Origin of the sequence: Inhella sp. (assembly GCF_041912635.1) — a bacterium.
In the GTDB taxonomy this organism is placed as follows: Bacteria; Pseudomonadota; Gammaproteobacteria; order Burkholderiales; family Burkholderiaceae_C; genus Inhella.
The window spans coordinates 1-26088 of sequence record NZ_JAYRMO010000008.1 but is presented as its reverse complement, the minus strand read 5'-3'; the positions used below and the strand labels follow the sequence as shown (position 1 = coordinate 26088).

The following is a 26088-nucleotide window of genomic DNA, read 5'->3' as shown; positions in this document are numbered from 1 at the left end:
AGGCTGAAACAAACGAAACACAAGACCCTCTTGCCGAAACCAGGGCACAACAAGCGCTGCCGAGACTGACGCCATTCCAGCCCCAACCGGGAGTGCACCATGGTCTTCTCTGCCGCTGAACTCGATCTGTCCCACGATCTGCCGCCCGGCTTGGTGGCTGAGGCCCCGGGCAGCTACCGCATCGAACCGGCGCGCATTGCCGACTGGCCCCTGGTGCTGGACCGCCCCGGCCACTACCACCTGGCCGCCGACCTGACCGTGCCCCCCGGTGAAGACGGCCTGCTGGTGACGGCCGACAACGTGCAGCTGGACCTGGGCGGCCACGAGCTGGCCGGCCACTGCGAGCCCGAGGCGCCCTGCCTGGCGCTGGAGATCACAGGACGGCGCGCCACGCTGAGCCGCGGCCGCGTGCATTCACTCAGCGGCTGGGCGGTCTCGCTCGGCCCCGATTGCTGCATGGAAGACGTGGTGCTGGTCAGCCCGAGCGGCTTTGGCTACGGCTTCGGCGGCGCCAGCAACGCGCAGCCCACGCCCGCTCCGGTCAAGCCCGCGCTGGCCCGCCCGCGCCCCATGACCACCTGGCAAAGCCCGGCCTGCAACCCGAACGGCCTGCCGGTGTGGGTGTCGCTGCGCGAAAGCAAGGCGCGCCGCGCCGCGGCACGCCGCTGATTCAGGCGACTGCGCTCAGCCGCACCGGGATGCGCCGGGGGCCGAAGTCCCCGGGCCGCTCGCCCCAGCGGCCGGCGATGGCCGTGCCGCAATGCGTGCAGTGGCCCTGCGCGTCCAGCGCGTAGTGCAGCAGCCGGTACCAATCCCGCACCACCACCGCGGCGCCGCAACCCGGGCATAGGGTGCTGCCTCCCTCGGGGTCGTGCACGTTGCCGGTGTACACAAAGCGCAGGCCCTCGTCGCGCGCAATGCGGCGCGCCAGGGTCAACGTCTCGGGCGGGGTGCGCGGCCGCTCCTGCATCTTGAAGTCCGGGTGGAAGGCGCTGAAGTGCAACGGCACATCCGGCCCCAGGTGCTCATGCACCCAGCGGCTCAGGGCCTGCAGTTCCGCCGGGCTGTCGTTCAGGCCGGGGATCAGCAGCGTCGTGATCTCCAGCCAGCAGCTGGTTTCGTGGACGATGTACTCGAGCGTTTCCAGCACCGGCGCCAGGTGCGCGCCGGTCTGCTGGAAATAGAAGTCTTCGGTGAAGCCCTTCAGGTCCACATTGGCGGCGTCCATGGCGGCGAAGAAGGGGCGGCGCGGCTCGGCATGGATGTAGCCGGCCGTCACCGCCACGGTCTGGATGCCCAGCTCCCGGCAGGCGGCGGCACAGTCGAGCGCGTACTCGGCAAAGATCACCGGGTCGTTGTAGGTGAAGGCCACACTGGTGCAGCCGGTGTTCTGCGCGGCGCGCGCCAGCTGCGCGGGGCTGGCCTGGTCCATCAGCCGGTCCATCTCGCGGCTCTTGCTGATGTCCCAGTTCTGGCAGAACTTGCAGGCCAGGTTGCAGCCCGCGGTGCCGAAGCTCAGCACAGGGGTGCCGGGGTGAAAGTGATTGAGCGGCTTCTTCTCGATCGGGTCGATGCAGAAGCCCGAGCTGCGGCCATAGGTGGTGAGCACCATGGCGTCGCCTTCGCGCTGACGCACGAAGCACAGGCCGCGCTGGCCCTCGTGCAGCTTGCAGTCGCGCGGGCAGAGGTCGCACTGGATGCGGCCGTCCTCCAGCCGGTGCCACCACTGCGCGGCGTGAGTCATGACTTCGCCGCCACGAACTTGCGCACCCGGTAGCGCTGCAATTGCAGGTCCTCAGCCCAGAAATCCGGCGCCAGGCCGGCCTTGCGCTTCAGCGCGGCCAGGAAGGCGCGCGGTTCGGGCAGCTGCTCCCACACCTGCGGCAGGAAAGTGGCACGGTGGCCCTGCCAGCTCAGGATGACGCCGTCCTTGCCCGGGCGCAGCTGGGCGCAGGCCTCGGCCTCGCTGGCCACCGGGAAGGGCTCGGGCGGGGCGAGCAGCGAAACCTCGACCTCGGTGTCCGGCCACTCCGCGGCGCTCAGCGGCGGGAAGCGCGGGTCCTTGAAGGCGGCATTGAGCGCGTGCTGGCGCAGGTCTTCGCCCAGCGGCCGCGTGGCCACCAGGGAACCAATGCAGCCACGCAGCCGGCCTTGGCGATTGAGGGTGACGAAGACGGCACCGGGCTTGTCCAGCAGCGGGTGGTCCGCCGGTGCGGGGCTCTCCAGGCCCAGGGCGCTGGCGATCTGGTGGCGCGCCTGGGTGAGCAGCGCGCGGCCCAGGCCCTGCAGGTCCTCGGCCTGCGCGGGGGCCGCCGCGCCGGGCTCGAACACCAACGCGGCATAGCCCACCACGCGGCTCTTGTCGCCCGCGGTGTCGCCGCTGTTGCGCAGGTCCAGCAGGCGCGGCTGCAGGCCATGGGCGCGCGCCGCCAGCAGCGCGCCGGCGAGCGGCGTGGCGCCGCAGGCCTGGTCGTGCGTCAGCGTGGGGTCGAAGCGCAGCACCTGCTCGATGGTGCCCTGGTCCTTGGCGCGCGCCTCTGCGTAGGGCAGGTAGTGGCTGAGGTCGGTGCTGATGACGATCAGCGTCTCCTCGCCGCCCCACAGCCGCTCCAGCAGCTGCGCCACCTGCTGCGGGCTGGCGCGGCCCACGGCCAGGGGCAGCAGCTTGAAGGGGCCGAGCACCTGCTGCAGGAAGGGCAGCTGCACCTCCAGCGCGTGCTCCTGCTCGTGCACGGCGTCGCTGACGCCGACGAAGGGCAGATCCGCCAACGCGGCCAGCGCGGCGCGGTCGATCGGCACGGGGCCGAGCGGGGAATCGAAGGCGGTCACGCTGGGCGCGGCGATGCCCTGCACCGCCACGCGGTGCGCGGGCCCGAGCAGGATGACGCGCTGCACCCTGCCGGCCAGGCGCTGCAGGCTGGCGTAGCCGCTGGCGGCCACCGCGCCGGAATAGATGTAGCCGGCATGCGGCACCACCAGCACCTTGGGCGCGCGCGGCAGCGGCTGGGTGCGCACGCCGGCCAGCAGCTCGTCCAGCGTGGCGCGCAGGGCCTCGGCTTGGCCGGGGTAGAAGCGGCCCGCCACGGCGGCCGGACGCAGGGTGCTTGTTTCCATGGCCGAAGTTTGCGCCGGTTCAGGTTCCAATGCGCCCCATGAGTGCCCTCAGCCCCCGCGATTTCGAGAGCCTGGGCGCGCGGCTGGTGCGCGGCCAGGGTGACCTGGGCCTGAATGCCGCCCTGCTGCACGCCCTGCTGGACCAGCTGCCAGTGCGCTGCACCATCGTCGGCCGCGACCTGCGCTACCGCTTTGCCAACCAGGCCTTCCTGGACGCCATGGGCCTGCGCCTGGAGCAGGTGCTGGACCAGCCGGCCCGTGCGGTGCTGGGCGAGGCCGTTTTCAGCACCTACCTGCCGGCGGCCGAGCGCGTGTTCGCCGGCGAGGCGCTGCGCTGGCGCGGCTGGATCGACTACGGCAGCGCGCACACGCGTTACTTCGAGCAGCACCTGATCCCCTACGCCAGCGGCGGCGGCGAGATCGACGCCACGCTGGCCTTCGGCCGCGACGTCACCGACCTGGAGCAGCGCGACGCCGAGCTGGCCGCCACCACGCGCGCGCTCAGCACCACCGAGGCGCTGAAGTCCGCCATCGTGGACCACGCACTGGCCGCCCTGGTCTCCACCGATGCCGAGGGCCGCATCGTCGAGTTCAACCCCGCCGCCGAGGCCATGTTCGGCCTGCGCCGCGCGCTGGTGCTGGGCCATTCGGTAGAGGAAGTGATCATTCCGCCGCAGCACCGCGCCGCTCACCACGCCGGCATGGCGCGCCTGGCCGCGGGCGAACCCGCGCGCTTGCTGGGCCGGCGCATGGAGATGACGGCGCTGCGCGCCGACGGGCGCGAGTTCCCGGTCGAGATGGTGCTGTGGCGCACCGAGGTGGGTGGCAGCAGCTACTACACCGCCTCGATGGTCGACCTCTCGGCGCGCCAGGAGGCCGAGCGCGAGATCGAGCGCCAGCGCGAGGCGCTGCGCCAGAGCGAAAAGCTCAGCGCCATGGGCAGCCTGCTGGCCGGCGTGGCGCATGAGCTGAACAACCCGCTGGCCATCGTGCTGGGCCGCGCCACCCTGCTGGAAGAAAAGACCGGCGCCTACCCCGAGCTGCAGCAGGACGCACAGCGCATCCGCGACGCCGCCGAGCGCTGCGGCCGCATCGTCAAGACCTTTCTGAACATGGCACGCGCACGCCCTGGGGCGCGCACCGCCGTGTCGCTGAACGAGCTGGTACGCGCTGCTGCCGATCTGCTGTCCTACACCTGGCGCAGCCATGGTCTGCAGCTGGAACTGCTGCTGGCCGAAGACCTGCCGCGCGTGCTCGCGGACGCCGATCAGATCGGCCAGCTGGTGCTGAACCTGATGGTGAATGCCCAGCAGGCGCTCAGCCAGCAGGAAGGCCCGCGGCGCGTTCAGGTGGGGACCGGGCTGGAGGCCTTGCGCCCGGGGCGCGCGCCGCGCGTGTGGCTGCGCGTGGCCGACAACGGCCCGGGCGTGCCGGAGAGCGCGCGCACGCGCCTGTTCGAACCCTTCTTCACCACCAAGAGCGAGGGCCTGGGCACCGGCCTGGGGCTGGCGGTGTCGCGCGCCCTGGCACGCGAGCATGGCGGCGAGCTGCAGCTGGAACCGCACAGCCCGCTGGGGGGCGCGGCCTTCCGCCTGAGCCTGCCGCTGACCGGCCAGGCCGAGGTGGTGGCGCCAAATCTGGAGCCGGCCAGCGCGGTGCCGCCGGCTGCCCGCGCACGCGTGCTGGTGGTGGACGACGAACCCGAGATCGCCGAGCTGGCGCGTGCCATGCTGGAGGCTGCCGGCTACTCGGTGGCTTTGGCCCACAGCGGCCGCTCGGCGCTGGAGCGCCTGGCCGAGCAGGCCTTCGACGCCGTGGTCTCCGACCTGCGCATGCCCGACATGGACGGTGCGGCGCTGTGGCGCGCGCTGGGCGAGCAGTACCCGGCGCTGCGGCGGCGCGTGCTCTTCGTCACTGGCGACACGCTCTCCCCCGGCGCCCAGCAATTCCTGGAGCAGACCGAGTGCCCGGCACTCGACAAGCCCTTCACCAAGGCCGAGCTGCTGGCCAAGCTGGCGCAGCTGCTCAGCTGAGCTTGGGTTGCGCGCGCACGAAGTCGGCGAAGGCGGCGGCGGACAGCGGGCGGGCGTACAGATAGCCCTGGATGGCGTCGCAGCCGCGCGCGCTCAGGAACTCGCGCTGCGCCTCGGTTTCCACACCCTCGGCCAGCGTGTGCAGCCCGAGGCTGCGCGCCATCTGGATGATGGCGGTGGCAATCGCCTGGTCGTCCGGGTTGCTGTGCAGCTCGCGCACGAAGCTGCGGTCGATCTTCAGCAGGTCCACCGCAAAGCGCTTGAGGTAGCTCATCGACGAATAGCCGGTGCCGAAGTCGTCGATGGCCAGGCGCATGCCGGCCTGGCTGAGCGCCTCCATGGTGCGCCGGGCGGCCTCGGGGTCGCGCAGGGCCACGGCCTCGGTCAGCTCCAGCTCGATGCGGCGGGGCCCCAGGCCGGATTCGTGCAACAGCTTCTGCACCGAGTGCGCCAGATGCGGCTGCGCGAACTGCACGGCCGACAGATTCACCGCCACGCGCAGCGGCGGCAGGCCCTCGGCGTCCCACTGCGCGAGCTGCTGCACCACGGTGCGCAGCACCCAGTCGCCGATCGGCACGATCAGCCCGCTGCTTTCCGCCAGCGGGATGAACTCGGCCGGCGACACCGGGCCCCACTGCGCGCTGTGCCAGCGCAGCAGGGCCTCGGCGCCGTACAGACCGCCGCTGTGCAGATCCTGCTGCGGCTGGTAGACCAGCGTCAGCTCCTTGCGCGCCAGCGCATGCCGCAGTGAGGCCGACAGCGCGAGCGCGCGCGCGCTGTGCTCCTGCATGCCGGGGTCGAAGAAGCGGAAGCCGTTGCGCCCTTCCTGCTTGACGCGGTACATCGCCGTCTCGGCACACATCAGCAGGGCTTCGAGGGTCTGGCCGTCCTGCGGGTACTGCGCCAGGCCCATTGAGGCCCCGATCACCAGCTCCTGGTCCTGCAGCGGCACCGGCGGCTCCAGCGCCGCCAGCAATTGCCGCGCATGCGCCGCCGCCGCATCGGCATTGCATCCGGGCAGCAGCAGCGTGAAGGCGTCGCCCGACTGACGCGCCAGCAGTTCGTGCTCGCGCAGCTGCCCGTTCAGCCGGTGCGCGGTTTCACGCAGCAGCAGGTCTCCCACGGTGTGGCCGAGCGAGTCGTTGATGGCCTTGAAGTTGTCCAAATCCAGCCAGATCAGCGTGACCGGCTCGTGCCCCGGCGTGAGCAGGGCCTGCGCGCGCTGGGCGAACAGCGCGGGGTTGGGCAGGCCGGTGAGCTGGTCAAAGTGCGAAAGCTGCTGGATGCGTTCGGCCGCGGCGCGCTTGGCGCTCACGTCCTCCTTGTGCGCCAGGTAGTTCACGACCCGCCCGCTGGGTTCGCGCACCGGGTAGATCAGCGCCTCCTCGGTGTACTCGCTGCCATCCTTGCGGCGGTTGATGAACTCGCCGCGCCAGGGCTCGCCGGCATGCAGGCGGTCCCACATCTCCCGGTAGGTGCTGGCGGGGGTGCGGCCCGATTTGAGCAGGCGCGGGTTGCTGCCCATCACCTCGGCCTCGCTGTACCCCGTCATGGCCTCGAAGGCCGGGTTGGCGTACTCGATCGCGCCCTGCGCATCGGTCACCACCACCGCGTAGGGGCTCTGCGTAAGGGCAGTGGACAGGGTGCGGATGGCCGCGTCCTGCGCGCGCCGCTCACCGACGTCGCGCCCGGAGGCATAGACCAAATCGTCCAGCACGCGCACCCGCCACTCCACCGGGTGCGCGCTGCCGTCCGGGGCCAGGCAGCGGTGCTCGAAGTCGGCCTCGCCGTCCTGCCCCAGCGTGTGCAGCACCGCCTCGGTGGCTGCGCGGTCCTCGGGGTGCACATGGGCCTGCAGGCTGTGCCCTTGCAGCTCGCCGGCGCGCAGCCCCAGCAGCTGCGCCAGGGCCCCGTTGACGCGCTGCAGCTGGCCCTGGCGGTCCCAGATGGCGAACAGGTCGCGGTTGGCGTTGAAGAAGTAATCCAGCTCCTGCTGCTGCTGGCGCATGCGCAGCTCCTGGCGGCGCCGCGCCGCCAGGCGCCAGAGGGATTCGGCCAGCAGGCGCAGGCCTTCCAGGTCGCGCGGCCCGTAGGCCGCCTGGGTGCGGCCCACGCCCAGCAGCAGGCGCACCTGGCCCTGCTCCAGCGCCGGCAGGGCCAGCAGCGGCGGGCGCGAGGGCGCGCTGTGCTGCAGCTGACGCGTCTGCTGCGCCGTCCAGGCCAGCGCCTCCCAGTCGGGCGGCGCGGCATCGCTGCGCAGGTCCAGGCGCGCTACGTTCTGCCCGGCCTCGTAGACGCGCAGGCAGACCCAGGCGCTGTCATTCAGGTGCTGCACCAGCGGCAGCGCATGGCGCAGGAAGTCTTCCTCGCTCAGGCCGTCGGCCAGTGCCGGCAGGCCAAGCAGGATCTGGTTCAGGCGCGACTCCTGCTCCAGCGCCAGTTGCTGATCGGCCAGGGTGGTGACGTCGCGTGACAGCGCCAGCAGCACGGGCTCGCGCCCCGGCTCGCCTTCCTTGCGCGCCACCGAGAGCTCGAAGTGCCGCAGGCCACCCGGCAGGGGCAGGCTGATGCGCTGGCCCTGCGCATGGCCGTTGAGGGCGGCCACACGCAGCGCCTCCAGGCAGATCTGCGCAGACTCGGGCGGCATCACCTCCTGCACCGAGCGGCCCACCAGGGTCTCGGCCGGCGCCGCCAGGCCGGCGTGCTGCGGCGTATGCACCGCCAAGTAGCGCCCGTTCGTGTCCATCTCGAACAACAGATCCGGCAGCGCGGCCAGGGTGGCGCTCAGCTGGTGCTCGGAGGAAGCCAGCGCCTGGTAGGGCTGGTGCACCGTATCAATGAACAGCGCCCAGTACAGGAAGCCGTAGGCGACCACCTTGTAGACGTGGCCGAGCAGGTTGTAGACGTCGGTGACGTTGCCGTAGAGCGTGAAGAAGAACTCGCTCATCGCCATGATGAGCGCGGCCGCCAGCAGGGCACTGGCGTTGAAGCGCCGCGGCGCGCGCAAGCGCCGCAGCAGCACCCCCGCAGCCAGCAGGCAGAGCACGATCAGCGCGTACTCGTACGCGCGCTTGAAGCCCGTCAGGCCCTGCCCCTCCACAAAGGTGCGCGGCAGCAGCTGCGGTTGGAACAGCACCACCAGATGCACCAGCAGCACCAGCAGCAGCACGCCCAGCAGCAAGGGATAGCGGCGCGGGGTGTCGCCGAGTTGCCAGCGCGAGAACGCGGCCAGCAGCAGGCCGCCCACCGCCAGGCTGCGCGCCGCCAACCAGAAGTTGATGGCCTTCTCCGAGCCGGAGGCGGTGATGAAGTCCGGCATGCCCTGGTAGGACAGGGTGTGCCCCAAGTCCAGCAAGGCAACACCCAGGTACAGACAGCCCAGCGTGGCCACGGTGAGCGAGCGCACATGGCGTGTGGTGGCCCAGCCGATGGCAAACACCAGGCCCGAGACGGTGATGGAGAACACCTCCAGCACGGTGTGCAGCGGCGCGTACTGGGCCAGGCCGCGGCTGGTTTCACTGGCCGGCAGCACCAGCGCCACCAGCAGCAGCAGGGCCAGCAGGCCCACGGCGGGCAAGCTTTCGAGGGCTTCGGTGCGGTGGCTGGGGTGCATCACCGGCTCATCCTACGGGCTGCGCCGGGCCTCCCTTACAGTGCGCCAGCCTTCTCTTCTGCCCCCCGAATCGTGTTGTTGCGCCCCGCCCACCTCTTCCCGGGCCTGCTACTGGCGGCCTGCCTGTCCGCCTGCACCAGCACGCAGCTCCCCCGCGTGGGCGGCCGGCCCGACCCCGTCTACACCCGGGAGACCTTCCAGGCCGACGAGAAGCATTCGCGCCTGTTCGACGCCCCGCCCGAGGAAGCCTGCGAGGGCGCGCGCCGCGCCCTGCTCAGCCAGGGCTATGTCATCAGCCGTGCCGATGCCGGCCTGGTGCAGGGTGCCAAGCGCTTCCAGCCCGAGGGCGAGGTGCATGTCGAGATCAGCTTCCACATCGTGTGCGCGCGCGAGGGCGAGCGCACCGCCACCCTGTTCGTGAGCGCCCAGCAGGACAAGTACGTGCTCAAGAAGAACCCCAACGCCGCCTCGATCGGGGTGAGCGCCCTGGGTTCGATCTCGGTGCCGGTGGGCGCCACCGAGGACTCGCTCGTCAAGGTGGCGAGCGAAACCATCCCCGCCGGCAGCTTCTACGACCGCTTCTTCGGTCTCGTGCACCGCATGGTGAAGAGCCAGGCGGATGAGCGCCAAGCCGGCACTCCGGCACAAAGCCTCGACCCGCCGAGCAAATAGTTGCACGCAAGTTCGTCGAGACCGCTGCATTTCGATGACAATGCGCACCGCTTTGCCGCTCTAGACCTCGAGTTCTGGGGTCGTGACGGGCCCGGACACCGGGTGCCGTCTCGGGTTTTGGGTTTCTGTGTGTTGGGGCAGTGCAGCGCGGTGTGACTTGAGAGTCCCACCACTTTTTTATTCACCCCCTCGCAAAGGAAATTCCATGAGCACCTCGCAAACCGGCACCGTCAAGTGGTTCAACGACGGCAAGGGCTTCGGCTTCATCACCCCGGACAACGGCGGTCAAGATCTGTTCGCCCACTTCAGCGCCATCACCGGCAAGGGCTTCAAGTCCCTGCAGGAAAATCAGCGCGTTGAATTCGACGTCGTCCCCGGCCAGAAGGGCCCGCAAGCCGCCAATATCCGCCCGCTGTAAATAGCTGTCGGGCCGCAGCCGGGGTGCGCGCAAGCGCCCCCGGCTTTTTCGTTTTTTCCTATTCCGACACTGCAAGGAGCACGCGATGGCGAAAGAAGAATTGATCGAAATGCGCGGCAAGGTGGACGAAATCCTGCCGGACTCGCGTTACCGCGTGACCCTGGAAAACGGCCACCAGCTGATCGCCTACACCAGCGGCAAGATGCGCAAGCACCACATCCGCATCCTGGCGGGCGACAGCGTGGCCCTGGAAATGAGCCCCTACGACATGGGCAAGGGCCGCATCACCTTCCGCCACCTGGAAAAGCGCAGCTGAGCGAGCCCGGCCCCCGCGTCACGCTCGCTCCACGAAGGGCCGGTGCCAAGCCGGCCCTTTTGCTTTTTTGGCGCATCGCCCGCTGACGCAAGCGGCAAGGCTTTGTAAATTCGGCCAACCCAGGGTGCCGCACCGGCGTTGTGCCCTGGTCATGGCCCCTCTCCGGAGTTCCGCATGAAGCGCTTTTCCCTTGCCCTGCTGCTCGGTCTGGCCGGATTCGCCGGCCCCAGCCAGGCGGCCGACGTCGGCGTTTCGATCTCGGTGTCGCAGCCCGGCGTGTACGGCCGTATCGACATCGGCCGCTTCCCGCAGCCAGTGCTGGTGCAGCCTCAGCCCATCGTCATCCACGCCCCGCGCGTGGCTGTGCAGCCGGTCTATCTGTGGGTGCCGCCGGGCCACCAGAAGAACTGGCGCAAGCATTGCCATCGCTACCAGGCCTGTGGCGTGCCGGTCTACTTCGTGCAAGAGGGTTGGTACCGCGAGCATGTGATGGTCGCCGAGCCCGCTCATGACCACCACCCTGGCAAGGGACATGGCAAGGGCCGCGGCAAAGGTCACGATTGATGACCCTCGCTTCCGCTCGGGCTTGAGGCCCACGCATCCAAGACCCCAGCGGAGTACGGAGAATGGGCGCCACGATGCGCGCCTTGGCCTGCCTGCTGCTTGCTTGCTGCACCCTGGGGGCGCAGGCCGATTGCCCGAGCCCGCTGCGCATCGCCTTTCTGGACAAACCGCTGCCGCCCATGCTGAACGGCGAAGGGCCGCGCTTCCCCGACCCCCCGGGCGAGTTCGTGCGCTGGACCCGTGAGGCGCTGGCGCGGCTCGATTGCGACGCCGAGCTGGTGCGAGTGCCGCAGCGCCGCCTGATCTCCGACACCGCAGCTGACGTCAACCAGTTGACCCTCTTCCTGGCGCACACCCCGGAGCGCGCCGCCCAGCTGGCCTTCCCGCTGCGTGAGGACGGCTTGCTGGACACCCGGCTGGCACTGGGCGAATCGCAGCTGGCGCTGTATGTGCGTGAAGACCGCCGCCAGACCGTCCACTGGGACGGTCAGCGCCTCAGTCCGCAGGGGTTGCGCGTGGGCATCGTGGGCGGCGGCGTGGAAGAACCCATGGCCCGCGCGGCCGGCTGGCAACTCGATCTGGCGCTCAGCCACCAGGGCAGCATCGCCAAACTGCGCCGTGGTCAGGTGGATGTGGCCGTGCTACCTACGGTCAGCTTCAATCCCCAGACCCTGGCCGAGCCGCCGGCCCTGGTGCCCTTGCAGCCGATGTTTGCGCCGGTCTACTTCTTCGCCCCGGCCAGCCCCGCCTTCCAGCAGCGCCATACCGCGTGGCTGCGCCGCTTCTGGCGCACACTCTGTGAAACCGCGCGCGGGCCGCGCACGCTGCCCAGCTGCCACTGAGCCGGTGCAGCTTGCACGGGAGCCTCAATTCCTCGCGTGCCCGATCTCAAAGGCGTCGATGCCTTCGAGCTTGGAAAGATCACCCGCCAGCCCGGTGATGGGCAAGGCCTTGCGGCGATCGACCTCGATGGCGACGAAGCGCCAGATGTGCCGCCCCTCGCTGTAGCGCACGCTGAATGAGCCGCCGGCGACCTGGTAGCCGCGGTCGCGCGCGGTGCGGTCAAGGGCCTCGCGGCTGGGTTGCACGCCGGGTTTGTAGGTCAGCGTCAGCGAAATCGCCGGGCGCGCGGGCAGCAGGCGCTCGATGCGGGCGGCCCACATCATGAGCGAGGCCGACAGGCCGGTGAGCAGGATGGCCGCGGCATAGAAGCCCACGCCCACCAGGATGCCGATGGCCGAGCTGGCCCAGAGCGAGGCCGCCGAGGTCAGGCCGCTGATGGACAGCCCGTCCTTCATGATCATGCCGGCGCCCAGGAAGCCGATGCCGGTGACGATGCCCTGCACCACCCGCGTCGGGTCCGGCGCGAAATGGGTGCCGAACCAGGCCGCGTGGGCGCCGCCGAACCAGTGCTGGGGGTAGCCGGAAAAGATCGTCAGCGCGCAGCTGGCCATGCAGACCAGGCCGTAGGTGCGCATGCCCGCCGCCCGCCCGTGGTACGTGCGTTCATAGCCCGCCACCAGGCCCAGCAGCAGCGCGCCCAGGATGTTGGCGAACAGCAGCAGATTGACCCAGACCTCGTTCGGGCTCCAATAACTGCGCAGGGCTTCCAGGGTGGGCATGGCGGCCTCTTGGTGGGGTGCGGCAGCCCTATCGTGCCGCAGTCAGACACCCGTGGGGCCAGCGCGTGGCGCTCAATCCACGCCCGGCTCGCTGCTGCGTGCAAAGGTGTAGGAAAGCCCCAGGCCGGCGCTCCAGCCCAGGGTCTGCCGCACCAGCGGGCTGCTGCGGTTGGCGGCGCCGGCCACGCTGTCCAGCCGGGCGAAGCCGAACAGGCGCCAGTCCGGCCCCAGCGGCCGGCTGAAGCCGCTGGACAGGCGCCAAGCCACCAGGCCGGCACGCGCGGCGTAGGCGGGGCGTTCGGGCAGGGCCTGGGTGGGCCGCACGCCGTAGAAGGTGTCGGCCAGGCGCCGGTCGGCCGCGATGGCGCCGATGCCCAGCGAATAGCGCCAGCCGCCGGCGCTGCGGCGGGCGTAGATGAGCTCGGGCTCGAAGGCCCAGCCGCGCCGGGCCATGCCGTCGCTCAGGTCGAACACCGCGCGCAGCGGCATCAGCGCCTGCCAGCGCCCCTGGGCCGGCGCCGGCCCGAGGTTCCACTTCAGGCGCGGGCCCAGCTCCACCAGGGTGCCCAGGCGCGGCATGCCGCGGCGCGCGTCCACGTCCTCGGCGCTGCTGCCGAAGGAGCCGGCAAAGCCGACATCGAATTCGAACTGCGCGGTGCGCAGCGCGCGCAGGCCGGTGGTCTCGCCGTCCGAACGCAGCAGCGGGCCGCGGTACAGCAGGTAGGGCAGCACCAGCGTGCGCTGCACCTGCTGGTCCGCCCCCGGGTAGGCCTGCTGGCTCACGCCCAGCGCGAAGGCGCCGAGCTCCCAGCGCGGCGGAGGCGCGGCCGGGGCGTCGCCCTCGGCCCAGACCGGGAAGCTGGCCAGGGCCAGCGCGCTCAAGGCAATTCGTCGCATCGTGGGTTCCTTGTCAACGTGTCAGGGCGCGGCGCGTCCAGACACTGAGTCCATCCACCAGCGCCACCAGCAAGAGCATGGCGGCCAGCACGCTGGCGGTCTTGTTCATGTGGAACAGGCCCATGTGGAAGGCCAGCATCTGACCCAGGCCGCCAGCCCCCACCACGCCCAGCACGGCGGCGGCGCGGATGTTGTTCTCCCAGCGGTACAGGGTGTAGGAGAGCAGCTGCGGCAGCACCGTGGGCAGGGTGGCGTAGGCGAACACCTGCACCGCGCCGGCGCCCTGCTGGCGCAAGGTGGTGGCCGCCAGCGGCGGGGCGTTTTCCAGCGCATCGGCAAACAGGCGGCCCAGCACGCCGGCGGTGTGCACGGCCAGCGCCAGGGTGCCGGCAAAGGGCCCCAGGCCGGCCAGGATGATCAGCAGCGAAGCCCACACCAGCTCGGGGATGGCGCGCAGCGCATTCAGCAGCGCGCGTGCCCCCGGGCGGCCCAGGCCGCCGCTGGCGGCCGGCAGCGCGATCAGCAGGCCCAGGCCGGCGGCCAGCAGGGTGCCCAGGGCGCTCATGGCCAGGGTCTCCCAGGCGGCCGGCAGCAGCTTGGCCAGAAAGGCCGGGCTGACATCGGGTGGCCAGAATTCGGCCACGAAGCGCCCCATGCTGGCCAGCGCGGCCCCGCTGAAGAAGGCCGCCCATTGCAGGTCCAGGCTCCAGAAGCTGGCGACGATCAGCACCACCAAGCCGAGCAGCAGGGCGCGCAGCTTCATGCCAGGGCCTCGCGCAGCCAGCGGCTCAGGCGGTCCGCCAGCGCCACCAGCAGCATGAAGACGAGCAGCATGCTGGCCACCTCGCCGCCGTTGAACATCTTCATGCTGCCGTCCATGGCCTGGCCCAGGCCGCCGGCGCCCACGAAGCCCAGCACCACCGAGCTGCGGATGGCGCATTCCCAGCGGTACACGGTGTAGCTGGCCAGCTCGGCCGCCTGGGCCGGCAGCAGCGCGTAGAAGAAGGCCTGCAGGCGGCCGGCGCCGTTGCGCAGCAGGGCCTGGGCGGGCGCGGCGTCGCCGCTTTCCAGGATGTCCGCATAGACCTTGCCGAGCATGCCGCCGTAGGTCAGCGCGATCGCCAGCACGCCGGCCGTGGGCCCCAGGCCCACCACGCGCACGAACACCAGGGCCCACACGAGCTCGGGCACCGAGCGCAGCACGATGGCCACGGCGCGCACCCCCTGGCGCAGCAGCGCCGGGACGCGCGCCATGCGCCCGCTCAGGCCGCTGACGGACAGGCTGGCCACCGCGCCCAGCGCCAGCGGCACGGCGATGACGAAGCCCAAGGTCAGCCCCGCCGTGGCCATGGCCACGGTGCGCCAGCTGTCTTGCGCGAGCTGGCGCAGGAACTCGGCATCCAGGCGCGGCGGCACGAAGCTGGCGAGGAAGTGGCCGCTGACCTGCAATGCCTGCGCATCGAACAGCGCGGCGGGGCGGAACTCGGTGGCCCGCAGCAGCGGCCAAGCCAGCAGCAGCGCGGCCAGGGCCCAGAACAGGCGGCCGTGCCAGGCGGGGTCGTGCAGGCGGGGGTCGGCCATGGTTCTGCAGCCGATCAGCGGCAGGTCAGCGGCACCGGGGCCACGACCGGTGGCTCGGGGCTGGCCAGCGGCTGCTGCAGCTCGCTCTCGTGCTGGGCATAGAGCGCGCTCAGCAGTGCCGGGCTGACCTCGGCTGCCGGCCGGTCGAACATCAGCTCGCCCTCGCGCAGGCCGATGACCCGCGGGAAGCTGCGCAGCGCCAGCTCCACATGGTGCAGGCTGGCCACCAGGGTGACGCCGCGCGCGCGCGCCGTGCGCAGCAGCAGCTCCAGCGCCTCGGCGGCACGCGTCGGATCCAGGGCGGACAGCGGTTCGTCCACCAACCACAGCCGCGCCTCGCCCACCAGCGCACGCGCCAGGCCCACGCGCTGGCGCTCGCCACCGCTCAGGCGGTCCACCCGCTCCCACAGCTTGTCGCCCAGGCCCAGGGCCTCCAGTGCCGCGCGCGCGCGCTCGGGCTCCTGCGGTCGCACCAGCGACATCAGGCTGCGCGCCAGCGACCACTGCGGCAGGCGCGCCGCCAGCACGGCGGTGACGACACGCTGGCGCGGCGGCAGCGGCGGCGTCTGTGGCGCCAGCAGCAGCTGCCGGCGCAGCGCGCGCAGGCCAGCCGAGCCGCTGCGCCAGGGGTCCTGGCCGTCCAGCAGCAGCCGGCCCTGGCGCGGCGGCAGTGCGGCGCCCATCAGCTGCAGCAAGCTGGTCTTGCCCGCGCCGGACGGGCCGATCAGGGCCACCGCCTCGCCGGCCCCGATGCGCAGGTCCAGCCCGCGCAGGGTGTCCGGCGCCTCCGGCCGCAGGGCCGGGTGGCGGGCATGGACAGCGCTCAGTTCAATCTGCATCGGGTGCGGGCGAAGGGCAAGGCGCGCATTGGAGCCGATTTCCACGCGCCGCCCGCCCCATAGGGACAGGCCCTAGACTTCGGCCCCATGACCCTGCGACTCTTGCTGGCAGCCCTGCTCGCCCTGGCCCTGTTGGTGCCCGGTGGCGTGCGCGCGGCCGCAGCAGCCGCAGCGCCGGAGCCGGCCGCCTGGAGCGAGCTTCACACCCTGGCCGGCGCGCCCGCAGAGGCCAACCCGGCCGACCCGGCCTGGCCGGCCGGCAGCGAGGGCGGCGCAGCCGCCGAGGCCCTGAGCGAACCCGCCAGCGCCCTGCCCGGCAGCACCCGCCTGCCCACGGCCGAGCGCGGCATGGAGGCGCCGGTGCGCCCGCCGGCTCCCTGGCCGGCCGAAGCACCCGGCTCCGGCATCGAGCGCCCACCCCGGGCCTGAGCGTTTTCGCACGCCGCGCACCCTGCGCGGCGCCCTGACCCGCTCCCCGCGGCCCTGCACGGCCGCCCGCCAAGCCCCATGGAATTTCTGCTCGACCCCAACCTCTGGATCGCCTTCGCGATGCTGACGGCGCTGGAAATCGTTCTCGGCGTCGACAACATCATCTTCATCTCCATCCTCGTCGGCCGCCTGCCGCCCGAGCAACGCGACCAGGCGCGGCGCCTGGGCCTGGGCTTCGCCATGCTCTCGCGCCTGGCCCTGCTGTTCTCGCTCAGCTGGGTCATGGGCCTGACCGCGGACCTGTTCCAGGCCTTCGGCCAGGGCATCAGCGGGCGGGATCTGGTGCTGCTGCTGGGCGGGCTGTTCCTGCTCTGGAAGGCCTCGCACGAGATCTTCGTGGAGGTGGAGGCGCGCGAGCAGCACGGCCCGCCGGCCGCCGATCCGGCCGCCGTCAAGGCCGCCGGGCGCAAGCTGTTCCTGAGCGTGATCGCGCAGATTGCCATCATTGACATCGTGTTCTCGCTCGACTCGGTGATCACCGCGGTCGGCATGGTCGATCGCATCGGCGTGATGGTGGCGGCGGTGGTGGCCTCGGTGGGCGTGATGCTGGTGGCGGCCAAGCCGATCGGCGAGTTCGTCGACCGCCACCCCTCCGTCAAGGTGCTGGCCCTGGCCTTCCTGGTCATGGTCGGCACGGCGCTCACCGCCGAGGCCTTCGACGCCGCCATTCCCAAGGGCTACATCTACTCGGCCATGGCGTTTTCGCTGGCGGTCGAGGCTCTCAACATCCGGGCCCGGGGCAAGCGCCGGGCTCTTGCGGGCGAATAAATCGCCCCCACATTGCCTTTCCAAAGGAGTACTGCCATGAACCAGACTTTTATGAACGCTTACGGCGGCACCGTCCTGTCCACCCAGGAACGCAATCGCGTGCTGCGCAACACCTATGCGCTGCTGGCGCTGTCGATGATCCCCACGGTGGCCGGTGCCTGGCTGGGCGTGGCCACCGGCCTGCTCAAGGGCATGGGCCCGGGCATGGGCGCGCTGCTGTTCCTGGGCGGCGCCTTCGGCTTCATGTTCGCCATCGAGCGCAGCAAGAACTCGGCTGCCGGCGTGCCCATCCTGCTGGCCTTCACCTTCTTCATGGGCCTGATGCTCTCGCGCCTGGTGGGCGCAGTGCTGGGGCTGGCGAACGGCGCCGGATTGATCATGACGGCGTTTGCCGGCACCGGCCTGATCTTCTTCGGCATGGCCACGCTGTCCAGCATCATCAAGCGCGACCTGAGCAGCCTGGGCAAGTGGCTGTTCGTCGGCGCCATCATGTTGCTGGTGGCCGGCATCGCCAACATCTTCCTGCAGTCCAGCGCGCTGATGATCGCCCTGTCGGTGGCCGCCATCGGCATCTTCTCGGCCTTCATCCTGCATGACCTCAAGCGCGTGCAGGACGGCCTGGAGACCAACTACATCAGCGCCACCCTGGGCGTCTACCTGAGCATCTACAACGTGTTCAGCAACCTGCTCGCCCTGCTGGGCTTGACCAGCAGCAACGAGTAAGCACTGCGTTCGGCGCCGTCCGCCTAATGCAGGCGGATGGCGCTGTCGAACAGCCAGCTGCGCCGGATCTCGACCACGTCGAACTCCTGCGCCAGCAGCGGCGAAAAGGCCGGGTACGGCGCCTGGGCCTGCACGATGCGTCGAATCTCCTCGTCGAGCGCGGGCAGGCCGCTGGAGGTGATGAAGTTCACCGCCTCCACCGTGCCATCGCGCCGGATCGCCACCGTCACCAGCGCCTGGCCATGCGGTTGCTGCAGCAGCGGGCGCAGGCGCTCCAATGAGGTGTTGAGCTGGATGCGGCGCGCCCAGGCCTCGGCGTAGGCCACCAGCTCGGCGTTCGGATCGCTGCGGCCGAACAGCCGGCCGCGGCGAAGGCTGCTCCACGCGGAGGGCCGCGTGTCGGCCGCGCGCGCGGCATCGCGCCGCGCCGCTTCCTCGTCCAGCTGCCGCCCCATCGCCCGGCGCGCCGCCTCGCGGCGTTCTTCCTCGTCCAGCACGGCCTGCCGGCGCGCGGCCTCGACGCGGGCGGCCTCCAGACGAGCGGCGTCCTGACGTGCCGCTTCGAGACGTGCCGCTTCGAGACGCGCCGCTTCGGCACGCGCGGCCTCCTGGCGCTGGGCGTCTGCCCGAGCCGCAGCCTGGCGCTCGGCCTCCAGACGAGCCGCCTCCACGCGCGCGGCTTCGGCCCGCGCCGCCTCCAGGCGGGCCGTTTCCCGACGCTGAGCTTCTGCCCGCGCTGCGGCCTGGCGCTCGGCCTCCAGGCGGGCGGCCTCGGCCCGAGCCGCTTCCACGCGCGCCGCTTCCACACGCGCCGCTTCGAGTCGGGCAGCTTCCTGGCGCAGCGCGTCCTGCCGCGCCGCCTCGGCCGCCGCCACGCGCTGGGCCTCGCGCCGCTCGGCTTCGCGGCGCAGCGCTTGCGCCCGCTCGGCCTCCTGGCGGGCCGCGGCCTGGGCGGCCTGCGCCACGTGCTCGGCGTCTTCAATCGGCAGCGCGGGCTCCCGCCAGGCCAGCGCTGCCGCTGGGCGCAGGGCCTGCAGCGGCAGGGGCGTCAGCCTGGCCAGCGGCAGCACGCGCGGCCGGCGCGGCGCTTCGGCGCGCTCCACCGTCAGCACGCCCAGGGTCGGCTCCGGTTCAGCGGCTTGCGCGGCGGGTTCCACCGGCTCCTCCGCGGGCTGGGCGGGTGCGGGTGGTGCCGGCGTCGGCTGCGCGGGGGCGGGCTCGGGCTTGGGCTCGACCTGCGGCACCGCGGCGGTGCGCGGCACGCTGACCTCGAAGGCCTCGGCCGCTGGCGCCGCCGGCTCCGGCAGGACCAGCGGCATGGGCTCAGCAGCCGCGGGCGGCAACGGCGCCCCGGGTGCCGGCGTGGTGGGCACCGGGGCGTGTGGCGGCAGCACGAGCTCCAGCTCCGGCACCTCCACGCGCCGCTCCTGCCAGGGCAGCTGGAAGCCGGGCAGCCCCGGGCCCAGACCGCCCAGGCTCAGGCTGGCCAGCAGCACATGCACCCCCAGCGACACCAGCAGCGCCAGACTCAGGCGCCGCTGATCCGCGCGCGGCCAGGCATGGCCGCGCGGCGCTGGCGGGGGCAGCGGGCCGAAGAAGGGGGCGGCAGCAGCAGGCAATGCGGGTCGCCCTCAGGCGCGGCCGGGAGCGCGCCTTGCCAGCACCGTCTCAAAGCATTTGAGCGTGCCGCCGGGTGCGTCGAAGCGGTGAGCCTGCTGCGCCAGCAGCTCCAGGCCACCCAGGCGCGCGGCCAATTCACCCGGTGCGAACAGGCAATGGTCTTCGCCGCCAAACATGTCCATGTAGGTGGTGCCCTGCACCAGCACATTGACGGCCAGCACCCCGCCAGGCGCCAGGGCATCCACCAGGCGCTGCAGCTGGCGCTGCGCGCAGGGGCAGTCAAAGAACATCAGCAGCCCGATGCAGGCAATGCCTGCATAGGGTCCGGCCGGCTGGTGTTCGCGCAGGTCGACCTGCCGGGAGTGCAGGGCCAGGCCCTCCTGCGTCGCGCAGTGCTGCAGATGAGCGATGGCCTGCGGGCTGGCGTCCAGAGCCTCCACCACATGGCCCTGGCGGGCCAGCACAAGCGCCAGATTGCCCAGGCCGCAGCCGTAATCCAACACCGGTCCACGCAGATACGGCAAGGCGAGTTGCTCGAAGGGGTTGAGCGCGAAGTCCTGCGCCTGCACCTGGCGGCCGAACTGCTGATCAAAGAATTGCACGCTGTGCGGAGATTGCATGGCGGGGGGCGGGAGGAGGCGACACTGCCGAGGCCCGCATCATGCCCAAGCTGACCCTCGTCACCCCCGCACCGGCCGATGTGCACAACGGCAATGCCCAGACGGCCGAGCGCTATGCGCGCCTGCTGGCGCCGGAGCACCGCGTGGACCTGCGCACGCAGTGGCGCCCGGGCGACCCGGCCGGCGCGCTGCTGATCGCCCTACACGCGCGCCGCTCGACCGCCAGCATCGCCGCTTGGCCGGCGCAGCAGCCGCTGCTGCTGGTGCTGACCGGCACCGACCTCTACCGCGACCTCGCTGCCGGCGACGCCGACACCTTGGCCAGCCTGGCGCGCGCGGATGCCCTGGTGCTGCTGAACCGGCTGGCGCCGCAGGCCCTGCCGCTGGCCTGGCGGGCCAAGGCCCGGGTGATCCTGCAAAGCTGCGCGGCACGCGCTGGCGGGCCACGGCCCCGGCGGCATCTGCGCGCCGTGGTGGTCGGCCATCTGCGCGCCGAGAAGGACCCCGCCACCCTGTTCGAGGCCGTGCGCCGCCTGGACCCGCATGCCGGCATCCACATCGACCACTTGGGCGCCGCCTTGGACCCGGCGCTGGGCCGCGCCGCCCAGGCGCTGATGCGCGAAGCCCCACACTACCGCTGGCTGGGCGCGCGCCCGCATGGCGAGGCACGGGCGCGCATCGCGCGCGCCAACCTGCTCGTGCACCCCAGCCGCATGGAGGGCGGCGCCCATGTGCTGATCGAGGCGCTGCGCTCGGGCACGCCGGTGCTGGCCTCGCGCGTGGACGGCAACCTCGGCCTGCTGGGCAGCGACTGGCCGCTGCTGTTCGAGCCCGGCGATGCCCCCGCGCTGGCCGCGCAGCTGCGGCAGCTGCGCCAGCAGCCGCAGATCCTCGACCGCCTGGCGCCGCAGGTGCAGGCGCTTGCCGCCGACTTCGAGCCCGCGCGCGAGCGCGCCGCCCTGCAGGCCCTGGTGGCACAGCTGCTGGCGGGCGCGGCACGCGGGCCGGCTTCCTAAACTGCGGCCCTGTTCAAGGAGAGCCCGTGACCGAACCCCGCCTCACCTCCCTCAGCCACGGCGGTGGCTGCGGCTGCAAGATCGCCCCCGGCCTGCTGAGCGAGATCCTGAAGGGCAGCACCGCCCTGCCGGTGCCGCCCGAGCTGCTGGTCGGCATCGAGACCGCCGACGACGCCGCCGTCTACAAACTGAACGACGAGCAGGCCCTGATCGCGACGACGGACTTCTTCATGCCCATCGTCGACGACCCCTTCGACTTCGGCCGCATCGCCGCCACCAATGCCATCAGCGATGTCTACGCCATGGGGGGCCGGCCCATCCTGGCGCTGGCCATCGTCGGCATGCCGATCGCCCAGCTCTCCACGCAGACGATCGGCCGCATCCTCGAAGGCGGCGCCTCGGTGTGTCGCGCCGCCGGCATCCCGATCGCGGGCGGGCACACCATCGATTCGGTCGAGCCCATTTACGGCCTGGTGGCGCTGGGCCTGGTGCACCCGAGCCGCGTCAAGCGCAATGCCGATGCGCAGGCCGGCGACCTGCTGGTGCTGGGCAAGCCCCTGGGCGTGGGCGTGTACTCGGCGGCGCTGAAGAAGGACCAGCTGGACGCCGCCGGCTACGCCGAGATGATCGGCGCGACGACCAAGCTCAACACGCCGGGGCCGGAACTCGCGGCCATCGACGGCGTGCACGCGCTCACCGATGTCACCGGCTTTGGCCTGGCCGGCCACGCGCTGGAACTGGCCCGCGGCGCGGGCCTGGGCGTGGAGATCGACTGGCCCGCCGTGCCCCTGCTGCCGGGCGTGCGCGAGCTGGCCGCGCGCGGCTTCGTCACCGGCGCCAGCGGGCGCAACTGGGCCGCCTATGGCGCCGAGGTGGAGCTGCCCGCCGGTTTCGACCCCGTGGACCGCGCCCTGTTGAGCGACCCGCAAACCAGCGGCGGCCTGCTGGTGAGCTGCAGCGCCGCGGCCCTGCCCGCAGTACAGACCTGCTTTGCCGCCCAGGGCTTCGCGCAGGCCGCGGTGATCGGGCGCATCATCGAGGGCCGCGGCCTGAGGCTGCGTGCCTGAACGACTGCGGGTGCTGCGCCCCTGGAGAACGCCATGCTGAAGTGGCTGATCGTGATCCTGCTGATCGGTGGCGGCCTTTGGCTGTGGTGCCGGGCCCGGCGCACGGCTGCACCGACGTCGCGTGCCGATCGCCTGCGCGGCCGCGCCCCCAGCCCGCGCGATGACACCGACAGCGTGCCCTCCTACTCTGCGGCAAGCAGCGGCAGCGCCTTTGCCTTTGGCAGCGACATCGACGACAGCCGCCCGCGCTGTGGCGACGGGGGCTCCGACGGCGGTTCGGACAACAGCTCGGACGGCGGCGGCAGCTGCGACAGCGGCGGTAGCAGCGACAGCAGCAGTAGCAGCAGCAGCGACTGAGCCTCAGCCCCGACCGAACAGGCGGCGCCAGCGCGACCGGGCTGCGGGCGCGGGCCGCGCCCAGCGCCGCGCCGGGTCCAGCCGCAATGCAAGCACCTCATGCCCACCCTGCCAGGCCGCCTGGGTCGGGTTCAAGCCATCGGCCTCGGAGTGCAGATCGGGCCGAGCGCCAAACGCCAGCAGCAGATCGGCCGCCTCCAGCTGCCCCTTCAGGATGGCCGCCACCAGGGCCGTGGCCAGGTACTCCGGGTGCGCGAAGTTCGGGTCCACCCCGCGCTCCAGGTGGTAGCGCAGCAGTTCCAGATCGCCGTCCTCGGCGGCGCCGAACATCTCTTTCCAGTTGCCGCCGTCGGGCATGGGCCGGGCTCCAGGTTCGCGGGGCGCCAGTGTGCCGTGCGCTGGGCCAGGGCCCCAAAGATCAGGAGGCGTCGCGCCGCCGGCGCGGTGCCACGGCGTGCCCACAATGCCGCCGCCCGGACAACCGGGCGGGGAGGAAGAACACGATGAGGATTCGCTTGTGGGTGCGCTGGCGCTGCTGGTGATGGGCGGCATGGCACTGCCGGTGGGCATCGGCCCGGCGGGTTGGTCGCCGCTGCGCCTGCCGCAGGCACCGAAACTACCGAGCCTGCTCGGCAAGGACGCCAGCCAAGTTCACAAATGCAGCGGCGCCGATGGCCAGCTGCTCTACAGCACCGAGCCCTGCCCGAAGGGCAAGCGGTCCGAACCCCTGGGCGGCCAGCTGAACGTGGTGCCCGCCACGCCGCTGCCCCAGGTGCCGGCCAGCAGCGTGCTGCGTCAGCTGAACGACCCCGCCGAGGCGGCAGCGCTGCGCGAGAAGCGCATGGAGAAGGCCATCCAGCCTTAAGGCCGCGGAGCCCTCAGGCGCACGCTCGGGTGCGCAGCAGCCCAAGCCGTTTCAGGCCCCCTTCGGCTTGGCGCAGGCGCTGCGCCACCGCACCGCTGAGTTCGATGACCGGCTGCCCCGCCAGCATCTGGCGGTACCAGGCCTCCTGCTGTGCACGAAAGCGCGCATCGCGCCGCGTGCCGTCCTGGGCGAAGGGAAAGTCGCCGCGGCACAGCAACCAGGCGGCATAGGGCTGGCGGGCGCGCTCGATCAGCTCCGGCGCCGCCGGCAGGCCCAGCCAGAGGCTGTAGCCGAGCGTAGTCAGCGGCGCGGTGTCGCACACCAACGCCACCGGCCCCTGGCGGGCCGCCTCGTCTTCCAGACGGCGCTGTTCGCGGGCGATGTGCAGCAGGTCGCCGGCGTCCAGCGTGCCGCCGCGCACCTCCCACCAATGACGCCCGAACTCCGGCACCCAGGCCGCGCCCAAGCGCTCGGCCAGCAGCGGCGCGAGCGTGCTCTTGCCGCTGGACTCCCCGCCCACCAGCGCGATGCGCGGCAGGCAGTCGGCCCAGACCTCGGGCGCCATGAACTCGCGCTGCGGGCGGGCCCGCAGCGCCGTGCCGCTGGTGGGCAGGCCGCGCCGCCAGCGGTCCGGCACCACCGCCTGCACCGGCCGGCCGAAGGCCTGCGCCAGGCGCGCCGCGCAGGGCTGGGCGTAGGCCTCGTTCGCGAACAGGGCATCGGGCTGGCGCTGCAGCAGCTCGCGCAGCAGCCAAGCCAGGAAGTCCTGCTGCACCGCGTCGGACTCCCAGTTGTGCGGCAGGCGGCGGGGCGGGAGGCCACGTTCCGCGCAGCGGGCCGCCAGCGTGGCGGCATCGAACACCCAGCACTCGTGCTCCGGAAAGCGCGCCGCCAGCCAGCGGCGGCGCCGGGCCGCCTCGCAGCCGGGCAGTTCGGGCTGGCTGTAGCTCAGGATCAGCAGGCGCTCGCACTGTGCGGCGGCAGTAGCTACCAGGGCCTCGTGCCCCCGGTGCAGGGGCGAGAACTTGCCCACCACCAGGCCCAGGCCGAAACGCATGCCAGTGCTCATGCGGGCGGCAGCTGGCGCCGCCAGTGCCAGTAGCCGTACAGCGCGTTCACCCAGAAGGCGGCGTAGAGCACGGCCGTCAGCGTCAAGCCGCGCGAGGCGAACAACGGCACCGACAGCGTGTTCACCGCCAACCAGAAGCCCCAGGTGGCGAGCTTGCGCTGCATCAGCAACCACTGCGCCACCACCGAAAGCCCGAGCACCGCGGCGTCCACAAAGGGCATCCAGGCGTCCGTCAGCGCCTGCAGTAGACCGCCATAGCCCACACACACGGCCACCGCCAGCAGCACACCCGCCAGCACCGCGCGCCCGCTGGCATGCGAGACGGCGCGCGCCGGCTGCCGGCCCCCCTGCCAATGCCACCAGCCCCAGGCGCTAGTGGCGATGAAGAAGAGCTGCAGCGTGGCGTCGGCATACAGCTGGGCCTGCCAGAACTGCCAGCCGAACAACAGGCAGCCCAGGATGCCGAGGGGCCAGGTGGCCAGGTGGTTGCGCGCGGCCAGCAGGATGGACAGGGCGGTCACCGCGTTGGCGGCCAGCTCCAGCGAGCCAGGCAGGTTCACCGCGTCAATCCCAGGAAGCGGTCCAGCATGTGGAAGTGGTCGTCGAAGAACTGCTCTTCCATGCCGGCCAGCTCGGCGATCGGCACCCAGCGCGCCGCGCTGGCGTCGTCGGCGGCGCGCAGCTCGGGCAGTTCGCGCTCACCCAGATCGAAGTAATGCGTGTGGCTGACGGTGCGGCCGCGCTGGCTGCGGTCGGGGTGGTCGAACACCGCCACTTCCTTGAGCGCACGCGCCAGGGTGTCGGGCAGCAGGCGCAGGCTGGTCTCTTCCTCCAGCTCGCGCAGCGCCGATTGGTAAAGCGTGTCGCGCGGCTCCAGAAAGCCGCCCGGCAGCGCCCACAGGCCTTGGCCGGGGTCTTGCCCGCGCTGGATCAGCAGCACATGGCCGGCGCAGCGCAGCACCGCGTCCACGGTGACGAACACCGGCGCATAGGGCGCCGCCGCCCACGCCTGGCGGTAGGTCTTGAGCATGGCCCATTCGCGCTTCAGCGCGGCCAGGTAGGGCAGGCGCGCCCAGGCCTGCACGAAGGCGCGGGTGCTGGGCGGCACCTGGTCCACCCAGCTGGCCAGCGTGGCGTCCAGGTCGTCGGTTTCGAACAGCGCGGCGCGCAGATCGGTCGCATCGACACGGTGCTGGCGCGGCAGGCTCAGCAGCTGCCAGGGCGCGAAGCGGCGCAGGTAGTCGCTGGTGGCGTCCTTGAAGTGACCAACCAGGATTGCCTCGCTCTTTCCAGTGGCCGCCTGGACGCCAGCGCGCACGGCCTCGACCCAGCGGGTCTCGTCGTACAGATCTCGCAGCGGCAGAAAGTCCAGCCGCGCGCGCTCGGCCTCGGGCAGCGCGAGCTTCACCATCTCGGCGCGCTCCTGCCAGCTGAAGGGGTGGCGCGGCGAGCGGGCCTGGTGGGACGAGCCCAGCACCACGATGACGCGCTCGGCCTTTTGCAGGGCTTGCTGCAGCAGGGCGAGGTGGCCGTTGTGGAGGGGTTGGAAGCGGCCGATGAGGACGGCAGTGTTCATGGTCGTTCTGCTTTCGAGAGGATGTTCGATTTCGACAGAGCCCGCAGGGGTCCTCAACCCCTGCACCCCGACCCGCATTTCTTTGCTGCGCCAAAGAAACGCGGGGCAAAGAAAGGCGCTCAATGCGCACAGTCGCCCTAGGGGCGAACTGTGATGGCGGTACTTGGGCTCACACTGACACGAGCCCTCATCTGACTCCGACGGGCAGGACGGCGAAGGCGCCCGGGGTACCGGTCGTCCCGGGCAGCG

Annotated in this window: 28 protein-coding genes; 14 read left to right on the top strand and 14 right to left on the bottom strand. The window is 71.6% G+C overall.

Translation table 11 applies throughout. The annotated features are described in order from the left end of the window. Window positions 1–99: 99 nt before the first annotated feature. Window positions 100–669 (top strand): hypothetical protein, encoded by a 570-nt coding sequence (locus ACE3QP_RS06360; RefSeq protein WP_374434520.1) that lies wholly within the window; start codon window positions 100–102, stop codon window positions 667–669. Window position 670: 1 nt separating this feature from the next. Here the strand turns inward: ACE3QP_RS06360 and amrS are convergent, their stop codons facing one another. Beyond that, window positions 671–1744 (bottom strand): AmmeMemoRadiSam system radical SAM enzyme, encoded by a 1074-nt coding sequence (amrS, locus tag ACE3QP_RS06355; RefSeq protein ID WP_374434519.1) that lies wholly within the window; start codon window positions 1742–1744, stop codon window positions 671–673. Then, entirely contained in the window at window positions 1741–3114 is a 1374-nt protein-coding gene (amrB, locus tag ACE3QP_RS06350) for an AmmeMemoRadiSam system protein B (protein WP_374434517.1), read from the bottom strand. The genes amrS and amrB overlap by 4 nt, the downstream gene beginning before the upstream one ends. 38 nt (window positions 3115–3152) lie before the next feature. Between amrB and ACE3QP_RS06345 the strand changes: the two genes are divergently transcribed. Beyond that, the gene (locus ACE3QP_RS06345) at window positions 3153–5147 is read left to right on the top strand and encodes a PAS domain S-box protein (RefSeq protein ID WP_374434516.1); all 1995 of its coding nucleotides are present in this window, start codon (window positions 3153–3155) and stop codon (window positions 5145–5147) included. Here ACE3QP_RS06345 and ACE3QP_RS06340 read toward each other — a convergent pair. Further along, on the bottom strand, window positions 5140–8760 hold the full coding sequence (locus ACE3QP_RS06340) for an EAL domain-containing protein (protein WP_374434515.1): 3621 nt from the start codon (window positions 8758–8760) through the stop codon (window positions 5140–5142). The two genes, ACE3QP_RS06345 and ACE3QP_RS06340, sit on opposite strands and share 8 nt — an antisense overlap. A gap of 72 nt (window positions 8761–8832) precedes the next feature. Here ACE3QP_RS06340 and ACE3QP_RS06335 point away from each other — a divergent pair, with 72 nt between their 5' ends. The 5 genes from ACE3QP_RS06335 (at window position 8833) to ACE3QP_RS06315 (ending at window position 11572) form a co-directional block, all read left to right on the top strand. Next, window positions 8833–9432 (top strand): DUF2242 domain-containing protein, encoded by a 600-nt coding sequence (locus tag ACE3QP_RS06335; RefSeq protein ID WP_374434514.1) that lies wholly within the window; start codon window positions 8833–8835, stop codon window positions 9430–9432. A gap of 205 nt (window positions 9433–9637) precedes the next feature. After that, window positions 9638–9850, top strand: coding sequence for a cold-shock protein (locus tag ACE3QP_RS06330; protein WP_198113467.1), 213 nt, complete (start codon window positions 9638–9640; stop codon window positions 9848–9850). An 85-nt stretch (window positions 9851–9935) separates the two neighbouring features. Further along, window positions 9936–10166: a translation initiation factor IF-1 gene (gene infA, locus ACE3QP_RS06325; RefSeq protein ID WP_374434512.1), complete on the top strand. Its 231-nt coding sequence runs from the start codon at window positions 9936–9938 to the stop codon at window positions 10164–10166. A gap of 174 nt (window positions 10167–10340) precedes the next feature. Then, complete coding sequence (locus tag ACE3QP_RS06320) at window positions 10341–10730, top strand: hypothetical protein (RefSeq protein ID WP_374434511.1); 390 nt, start codon at window positions 10341–10343, stop codon at window positions 10728–10730. Between the two features lie 62 nt (window positions 10731–10792). Next, the gene (locus ACE3QP_RS06315) at window positions 10793–11572 is read left to right on the top strand and encodes a hypothetical protein (RefSeq protein ID WP_374434510.1); all 780 of its coding nucleotides are present in this window, start codon (window positions 10793–10795) and stop codon (window positions 11570–11572) included. Window positions 11573–11596: 24 nt separating this feature from the next. On the opposite strand, the gene ACE3QP_RS06310 is transcribed toward ACE3QP_RS06315, so the two are convergent. From ACE3QP_RS06310 to ACE3QP_RS06290, 5 genes are all read right to left on the bottom strand, one after another. After that, complete coding sequence (locus ACE3QP_RS06310; protein WP_374434509.1) at window positions 11597–12352, bottom strand: MgtC/SapB family protein; 756 nt, start codon at window positions 12350–12352, stop codon at window positions 11597–11599. A 72-nt stretch (window positions 12353–12424) separates the two neighbouring features. Further along, on the bottom strand, window positions 12425–13249 hold the full coding sequence (locus ACE3QP_RS06305) for a MipA/OmpV family protein (protein WP_374434507.1): 825 nt from the start codon (window positions 13247–13249) through the stop codon (window positions 12425–12427). A 13-nt stretch (window positions 13250–13262) separates the two neighbouring features. Further along, window positions 13263–14012, bottom strand: coding sequence for a phosphonate ABC transporter, permease protein PhnE (gene phnE, locus ACE3QP_RS06300; protein ID WP_374434505.1), 750 nt, complete (start codon window positions 14010–14012; stop codon window positions 13263–13265). After that, window positions 14009–14830, bottom strand: coding sequence for a PhnE/PtxC family ABC transporter permease (locus ACE3QP_RS06295; RefSeq protein WP_374434503.1), 822 nt, complete (start codon window positions 14828–14830; stop codon window positions 14009–14011). Before ACE3QP_RS06295 ends, phnE begins: the two co-directional genes overlap by 4 nt. 14 nt (window positions 14831–14844) lie before the next feature. Continuing rightward, window positions 14845–15669 (bottom strand): phosphonate ABC transporter ATP-binding protein, encoded by an 825-nt coding sequence (locus tag ACE3QP_RS06290; RefSeq protein WP_374434502.1) that lies wholly within the window; start codon window positions 15667–15669, stop codon window positions 14845–14847. An 87-nt stretch (window positions 15670–15756) separates the two neighbouring features. Between ACE3QP_RS06290 and ACE3QP_RS06285 the strand changes: the two genes are divergently transcribed. The 3 genes from ACE3QP_RS06285 (at window position 15757) to ACE3QP_RS06275 (ending at window position 17649) form a co-directional block, all read left to right on the top strand. Beyond that, a complete protein-coding gene (locus ACE3QP_RS06285; protein ID WP_374434500.1) occupies window positions 15757–16098 on the top strand; it encodes a hypothetical protein in 342 nt (113 codons plus the stop codon). Window positions 16099–16176: 78 nt separating this feature from the next. Further along, the gene (locus ACE3QP_RS06280) at window positions 16177–16926 is read left to right on the top strand and encodes a TerC family protein (RefSeq protein WP_374434499.1); all 750 of its coding nucleotides are present in this window, start codon (window positions 16177–16179) and stop codon (window positions 16924–16926) included. Between the two features lie 36 nt (window positions 16927–16962). Further along, window positions 16963–17649: a Bax inhibitor-1 family protein gene (locus ACE3QP_RS06275; RefSeq protein ID WP_374434497.1), complete on the top strand. Its 687-nt coding sequence runs from the start codon at window positions 16963–16965 to the stop codon at window positions 17647–17649. Between the two features lie 23 nt (window positions 17650–17672). On the opposite strand, the gene ACE3QP_RS06270 is transcribed toward ACE3QP_RS06275, so the two are convergent. Then, window positions 17673–19268 carry an energy transducer TonB gene (locus ACE3QP_RS06270; protein ID WP_374434495.1) on the bottom strand — a complete coding sequence of 532 codons (1596 nt, stop codon included), beginning with the start codon at window positions 19266–19268 and terminating at the stop codon, window positions 17673–17675. A gap of 12 nt (window positions 19269–19280) precedes the next feature. Beyond that, the gene (locus ACE3QP_RS06265) at window positions 19281–19889 is read right to left on the bottom strand and encodes a trans-aconitate 2-methyltransferase (protein ID WP_374434493.1); all 609 of its coding nucleotides are present in this window, start codon (window positions 19887–19889) and stop codon (window positions 19281–19283) included. A gap of 41 nt (window positions 19890–19930) precedes the next feature. On the opposite strand from ACE3QP_RS06265, the gene senB reads away from it, so the two are divergent. From senB to ACE3QP_RS06250, 3 genes are read left to right on the top strand one after another with little or no spacing between them, the layout of a single operon-like run. Continuing rightward, complete coding sequence (gene senB / locus ACE3QP_RS06260) at window positions 19931–20905, top strand: selenoneine biosynthesis selenosugar synthase SenB (protein WP_374434491.1); 975 nt, start codon at window positions 19931–19933, stop codon at window positions 20903–20905. Between the two features lie 26 nt (window positions 20906–20931). Beyond that, window positions 20932–21972: a selenide, water dikinase SelD gene (gene selD, locus ACE3QP_RS06255; protein WP_374434489.1), complete on the top strand. Its 1041-nt coding sequence runs from the start codon at window positions 20932–20934 to the stop codon at window positions 21970–21972. A 33-nt stretch (window positions 21973–22005) separates the two neighbouring features. Continuing rightward, window positions 22006–22329, top strand: coding sequence for a hypothetical protein (locus tag ACE3QP_RS06250; protein WP_374434487.1), 324 nt, complete (start codon window positions 22006–22008; stop codon window positions 22327–22329). Window positions 22330–22332: 3 nt separating this feature from the next. Here ACE3QP_RS06250 and ACE3QP_RS06245 read toward each other — a convergent pair whose 3' ends face one another. Beyond that, entirely contained in the window at window positions 22333–22686 is a 354-nt protein-coding gene (locus ACE3QP_RS06245; protein WP_374434486.1) for an ankyrin repeat domain-containing protein, read from the bottom strand. A 160-nt stretch (window positions 22687–22846) separates the two neighbouring features. On the opposite strand from ACE3QP_RS06245, the gene ACE3QP_RS06240 reads away from it, so the two are divergent. Next, a complete protein-coding gene (locus tag ACE3QP_RS06240; RefSeq protein WP_374434484.1) occupies window positions 22847–23194 on the top strand; it encodes a hypothetical protein in 348 nt (115 codons plus the stop codon). 13 nt (window positions 23195–23207) lie between these two features. On the opposite strand, the gene ACE3QP_RS06235 is transcribed toward ACE3QP_RS06240, so the two are convergent. The 3 genes from ACE3QP_RS06235 to ACE3QP_RS06225 are packed head-to-tail and all read right to left on the bottom strand — an operon-like array spanning window position 23208 to window position 25839. Further along, window positions 23208–24263 (bottom strand): AAA family ATPase, encoded by a 1056-nt coding sequence (locus ACE3QP_RS06235; RefSeq protein WP_374434482.1) that lies wholly within the window; start codon window positions 24261–24263, stop codon window positions 23208–23210. Next, window positions 24260–24823, bottom strand: coding sequence for a nicotinamide riboside transporter PnuC (gene pnuC, locus ACE3QP_RS06230; protein WP_374434480.1), 564 nt, complete (start codon window positions 24821–24823; stop codon window positions 24260–24262). The genes ACE3QP_RS06235 and pnuC overlap by 4 nt, the downstream gene beginning before the upstream one ends. Continuing rightward, entirely contained in the window at window positions 24820–25839 is a 1020-nt protein-coding gene (locus ACE3QP_RS06225; RefSeq protein WP_374434478.1) for a bifunctional nicotinamide-nucleotide adenylyltransferase/Nudix hydroxylase, read from the bottom strand. The genes pnuC and ACE3QP_RS06225 overlap by 4 nt, the downstream gene beginning before the upstream one ends. Window positions 25840–26088: the final 249 nt, after the last annotated feature.

Excerpts from the sequence above, each read along its gene's own strand:
- ACE3QP_RS06360 (WP_374434520.1), top strand. The coding sequence starts at position 100 with ATGGTCTTCTCTGCCGCTGAACTCGATCTGTCCCACGATCTGCCGCCC.
- amrS (WP_374434519.1), bottom strand. The coding sequence starts at position 1,744 with ATGACTCACGCCGCGCAGTGGTGGCACCGGCTGGAGGACGGCCGCATC.
- amrB (WP_374434517.1), bottom strand. The coding sequence starts at position 3,114 with ATGGAAACAAGCACCCTGCGTCCGGCCGCCGTGGCGGGCCGCTTCTAC.
- ACE3QP_RS06345 (WP_374434516.1), top strand. The coding sequence starts at position 3,153 with ATGAGTGCCCTCAGCCCCCGCGATTTCGAGAGCCTGGGCGCGCGGCTG.
- ACE3QP_RS06340 (WP_374434515.1), bottom strand. The coding sequence starts at position 8,760 with ATGCACCCCAGCCACCGCACCGAAGCCCTCGAAAGCTTGCCCGCCGTG.
- ACE3QP_RS06330 (WP_198113467.1), top strand. The coding sequence starts at position 9,638 with ATGAGCACCTCGCAAACCGGCACCGTCAAGTGGTTCAACGACGGCAAG.
- infA (WP_374434512.1), top strand. The coding sequence starts at position 9,936 with ATGGCGAAAGAAGAATTGATCGAAATGCGCGGCAAGGTGGACGAAATC.
- ACE3QP_RS06320 (WP_374434511.1), top strand. The coding sequence starts at position 10,341 with ATGAAGCGCTTTTCCCTTGCCCTGCTGCTCGGTCTGGCCGGATTCGCC.
- ACE3QP_RS06315 (WP_374434510.1), top strand. The coding sequence starts at position 10,793 with ATGGGCGCCACGATGCGCGCCTTGGCCTGCCTGCTGCTTGCTTGCTGC.
- ACE3QP_RS06310 (WP_374434509.1), bottom strand. The coding sequence starts at position 12,352 with ATGCCCACCCTGGAAGCCCTGCGCAGTTATTGGAGCCCGAACGAGGTC.
- ACE3QP_RS06305 (WP_374434507.1), bottom strand. The coding sequence starts at position 13,249 with ATGCGACGAATTGCCTTGAGCGCGCTGGCCCTGGCCAGCTTCCCGGTC.
- phnE (WP_374434505.1), bottom strand. The coding sequence starts at position 14,012 with ATGAAGCTGCGCGCCCTGCTGCTCGGCTTGGTGGTGCTGATCGTCGCC.
- ACE3QP_RS06295 (WP_374434503.1), bottom strand. The coding sequence starts at position 14,830 with ATGGCCGACCCCCGCCTGCACGACCCCGCCTGGCACGGCCGCCTGTTC.
- ACE3QP_RS06290 (WP_374434502.1), bottom strand. The coding sequence starts at position 15,669 with ATGCAGATTGAACTGAGCGCTGTCCATGCCCGCCACCCGGCCCTGCGG.
- ACE3QP_RS06285 (WP_374434500.1), top strand. The coding sequence starts at position 15,757 with ATGACCCTGCGACTCTTGCTGGCAGCCCTGCTCGCCCTGGCCCTGTTG.
- ACE3QP_RS06280 (WP_374434499.1), top strand. The coding sequence starts at position 16,177 with ATGGAATTTCTGCTCGACCCCAACCTCTGGATCGCCTTCGCGATGCTG.
- ACE3QP_RS06275 (WP_374434497.1), top strand. The coding sequence starts at position 16,963 with ATGAACCAGACTTTTATGAACGCTTACGGCGGCACCGTCCTGTCCACC.
- ACE3QP_RS06265 (WP_374434493.1), bottom strand. The coding sequence starts at position 19,889 with ATGCAATCTCCGCACAGCGTGCAATTCTTTGATCAGCAGTTCGGCCGC.
- senB (WP_374434491.1), top strand. The coding sequence starts at position 19,931 with ATGCCCAAGCTGACCCTCGTCACCCCCGCACCGGCCGATGTGCACAAC.
- ACE3QP_RS06250 (WP_374434487.1), top strand. The coding sequence starts at position 22,006 with ATGCTGAAGTGGCTGATCGTGATCCTGCTGATCGGTGGCGGCCTTTGG.
- ACE3QP_RS06245 (WP_374434486.1), bottom strand. The coding sequence starts at position 22,686 with ATGCCCGACGGCGGCAACTGGAAAGAGATGTTCGGCGCCGCCGAGGAC.
- ACE3QP_RS06235 (WP_374434482.1), bottom strand. The coding sequence starts at position 24,263 with ATGAGCACTGGCATGCGTTTCGGCCTGGGCCTGGTGGTGGGCAAGTTC.
- ACE3QP_RS06225 (WP_374434478.1), bottom strand. The coding sequence starts at position 25,839 with ATGAACACTGCCGTCCTCATCGGCCGCTTCCAACCCCTCCACAACGGC.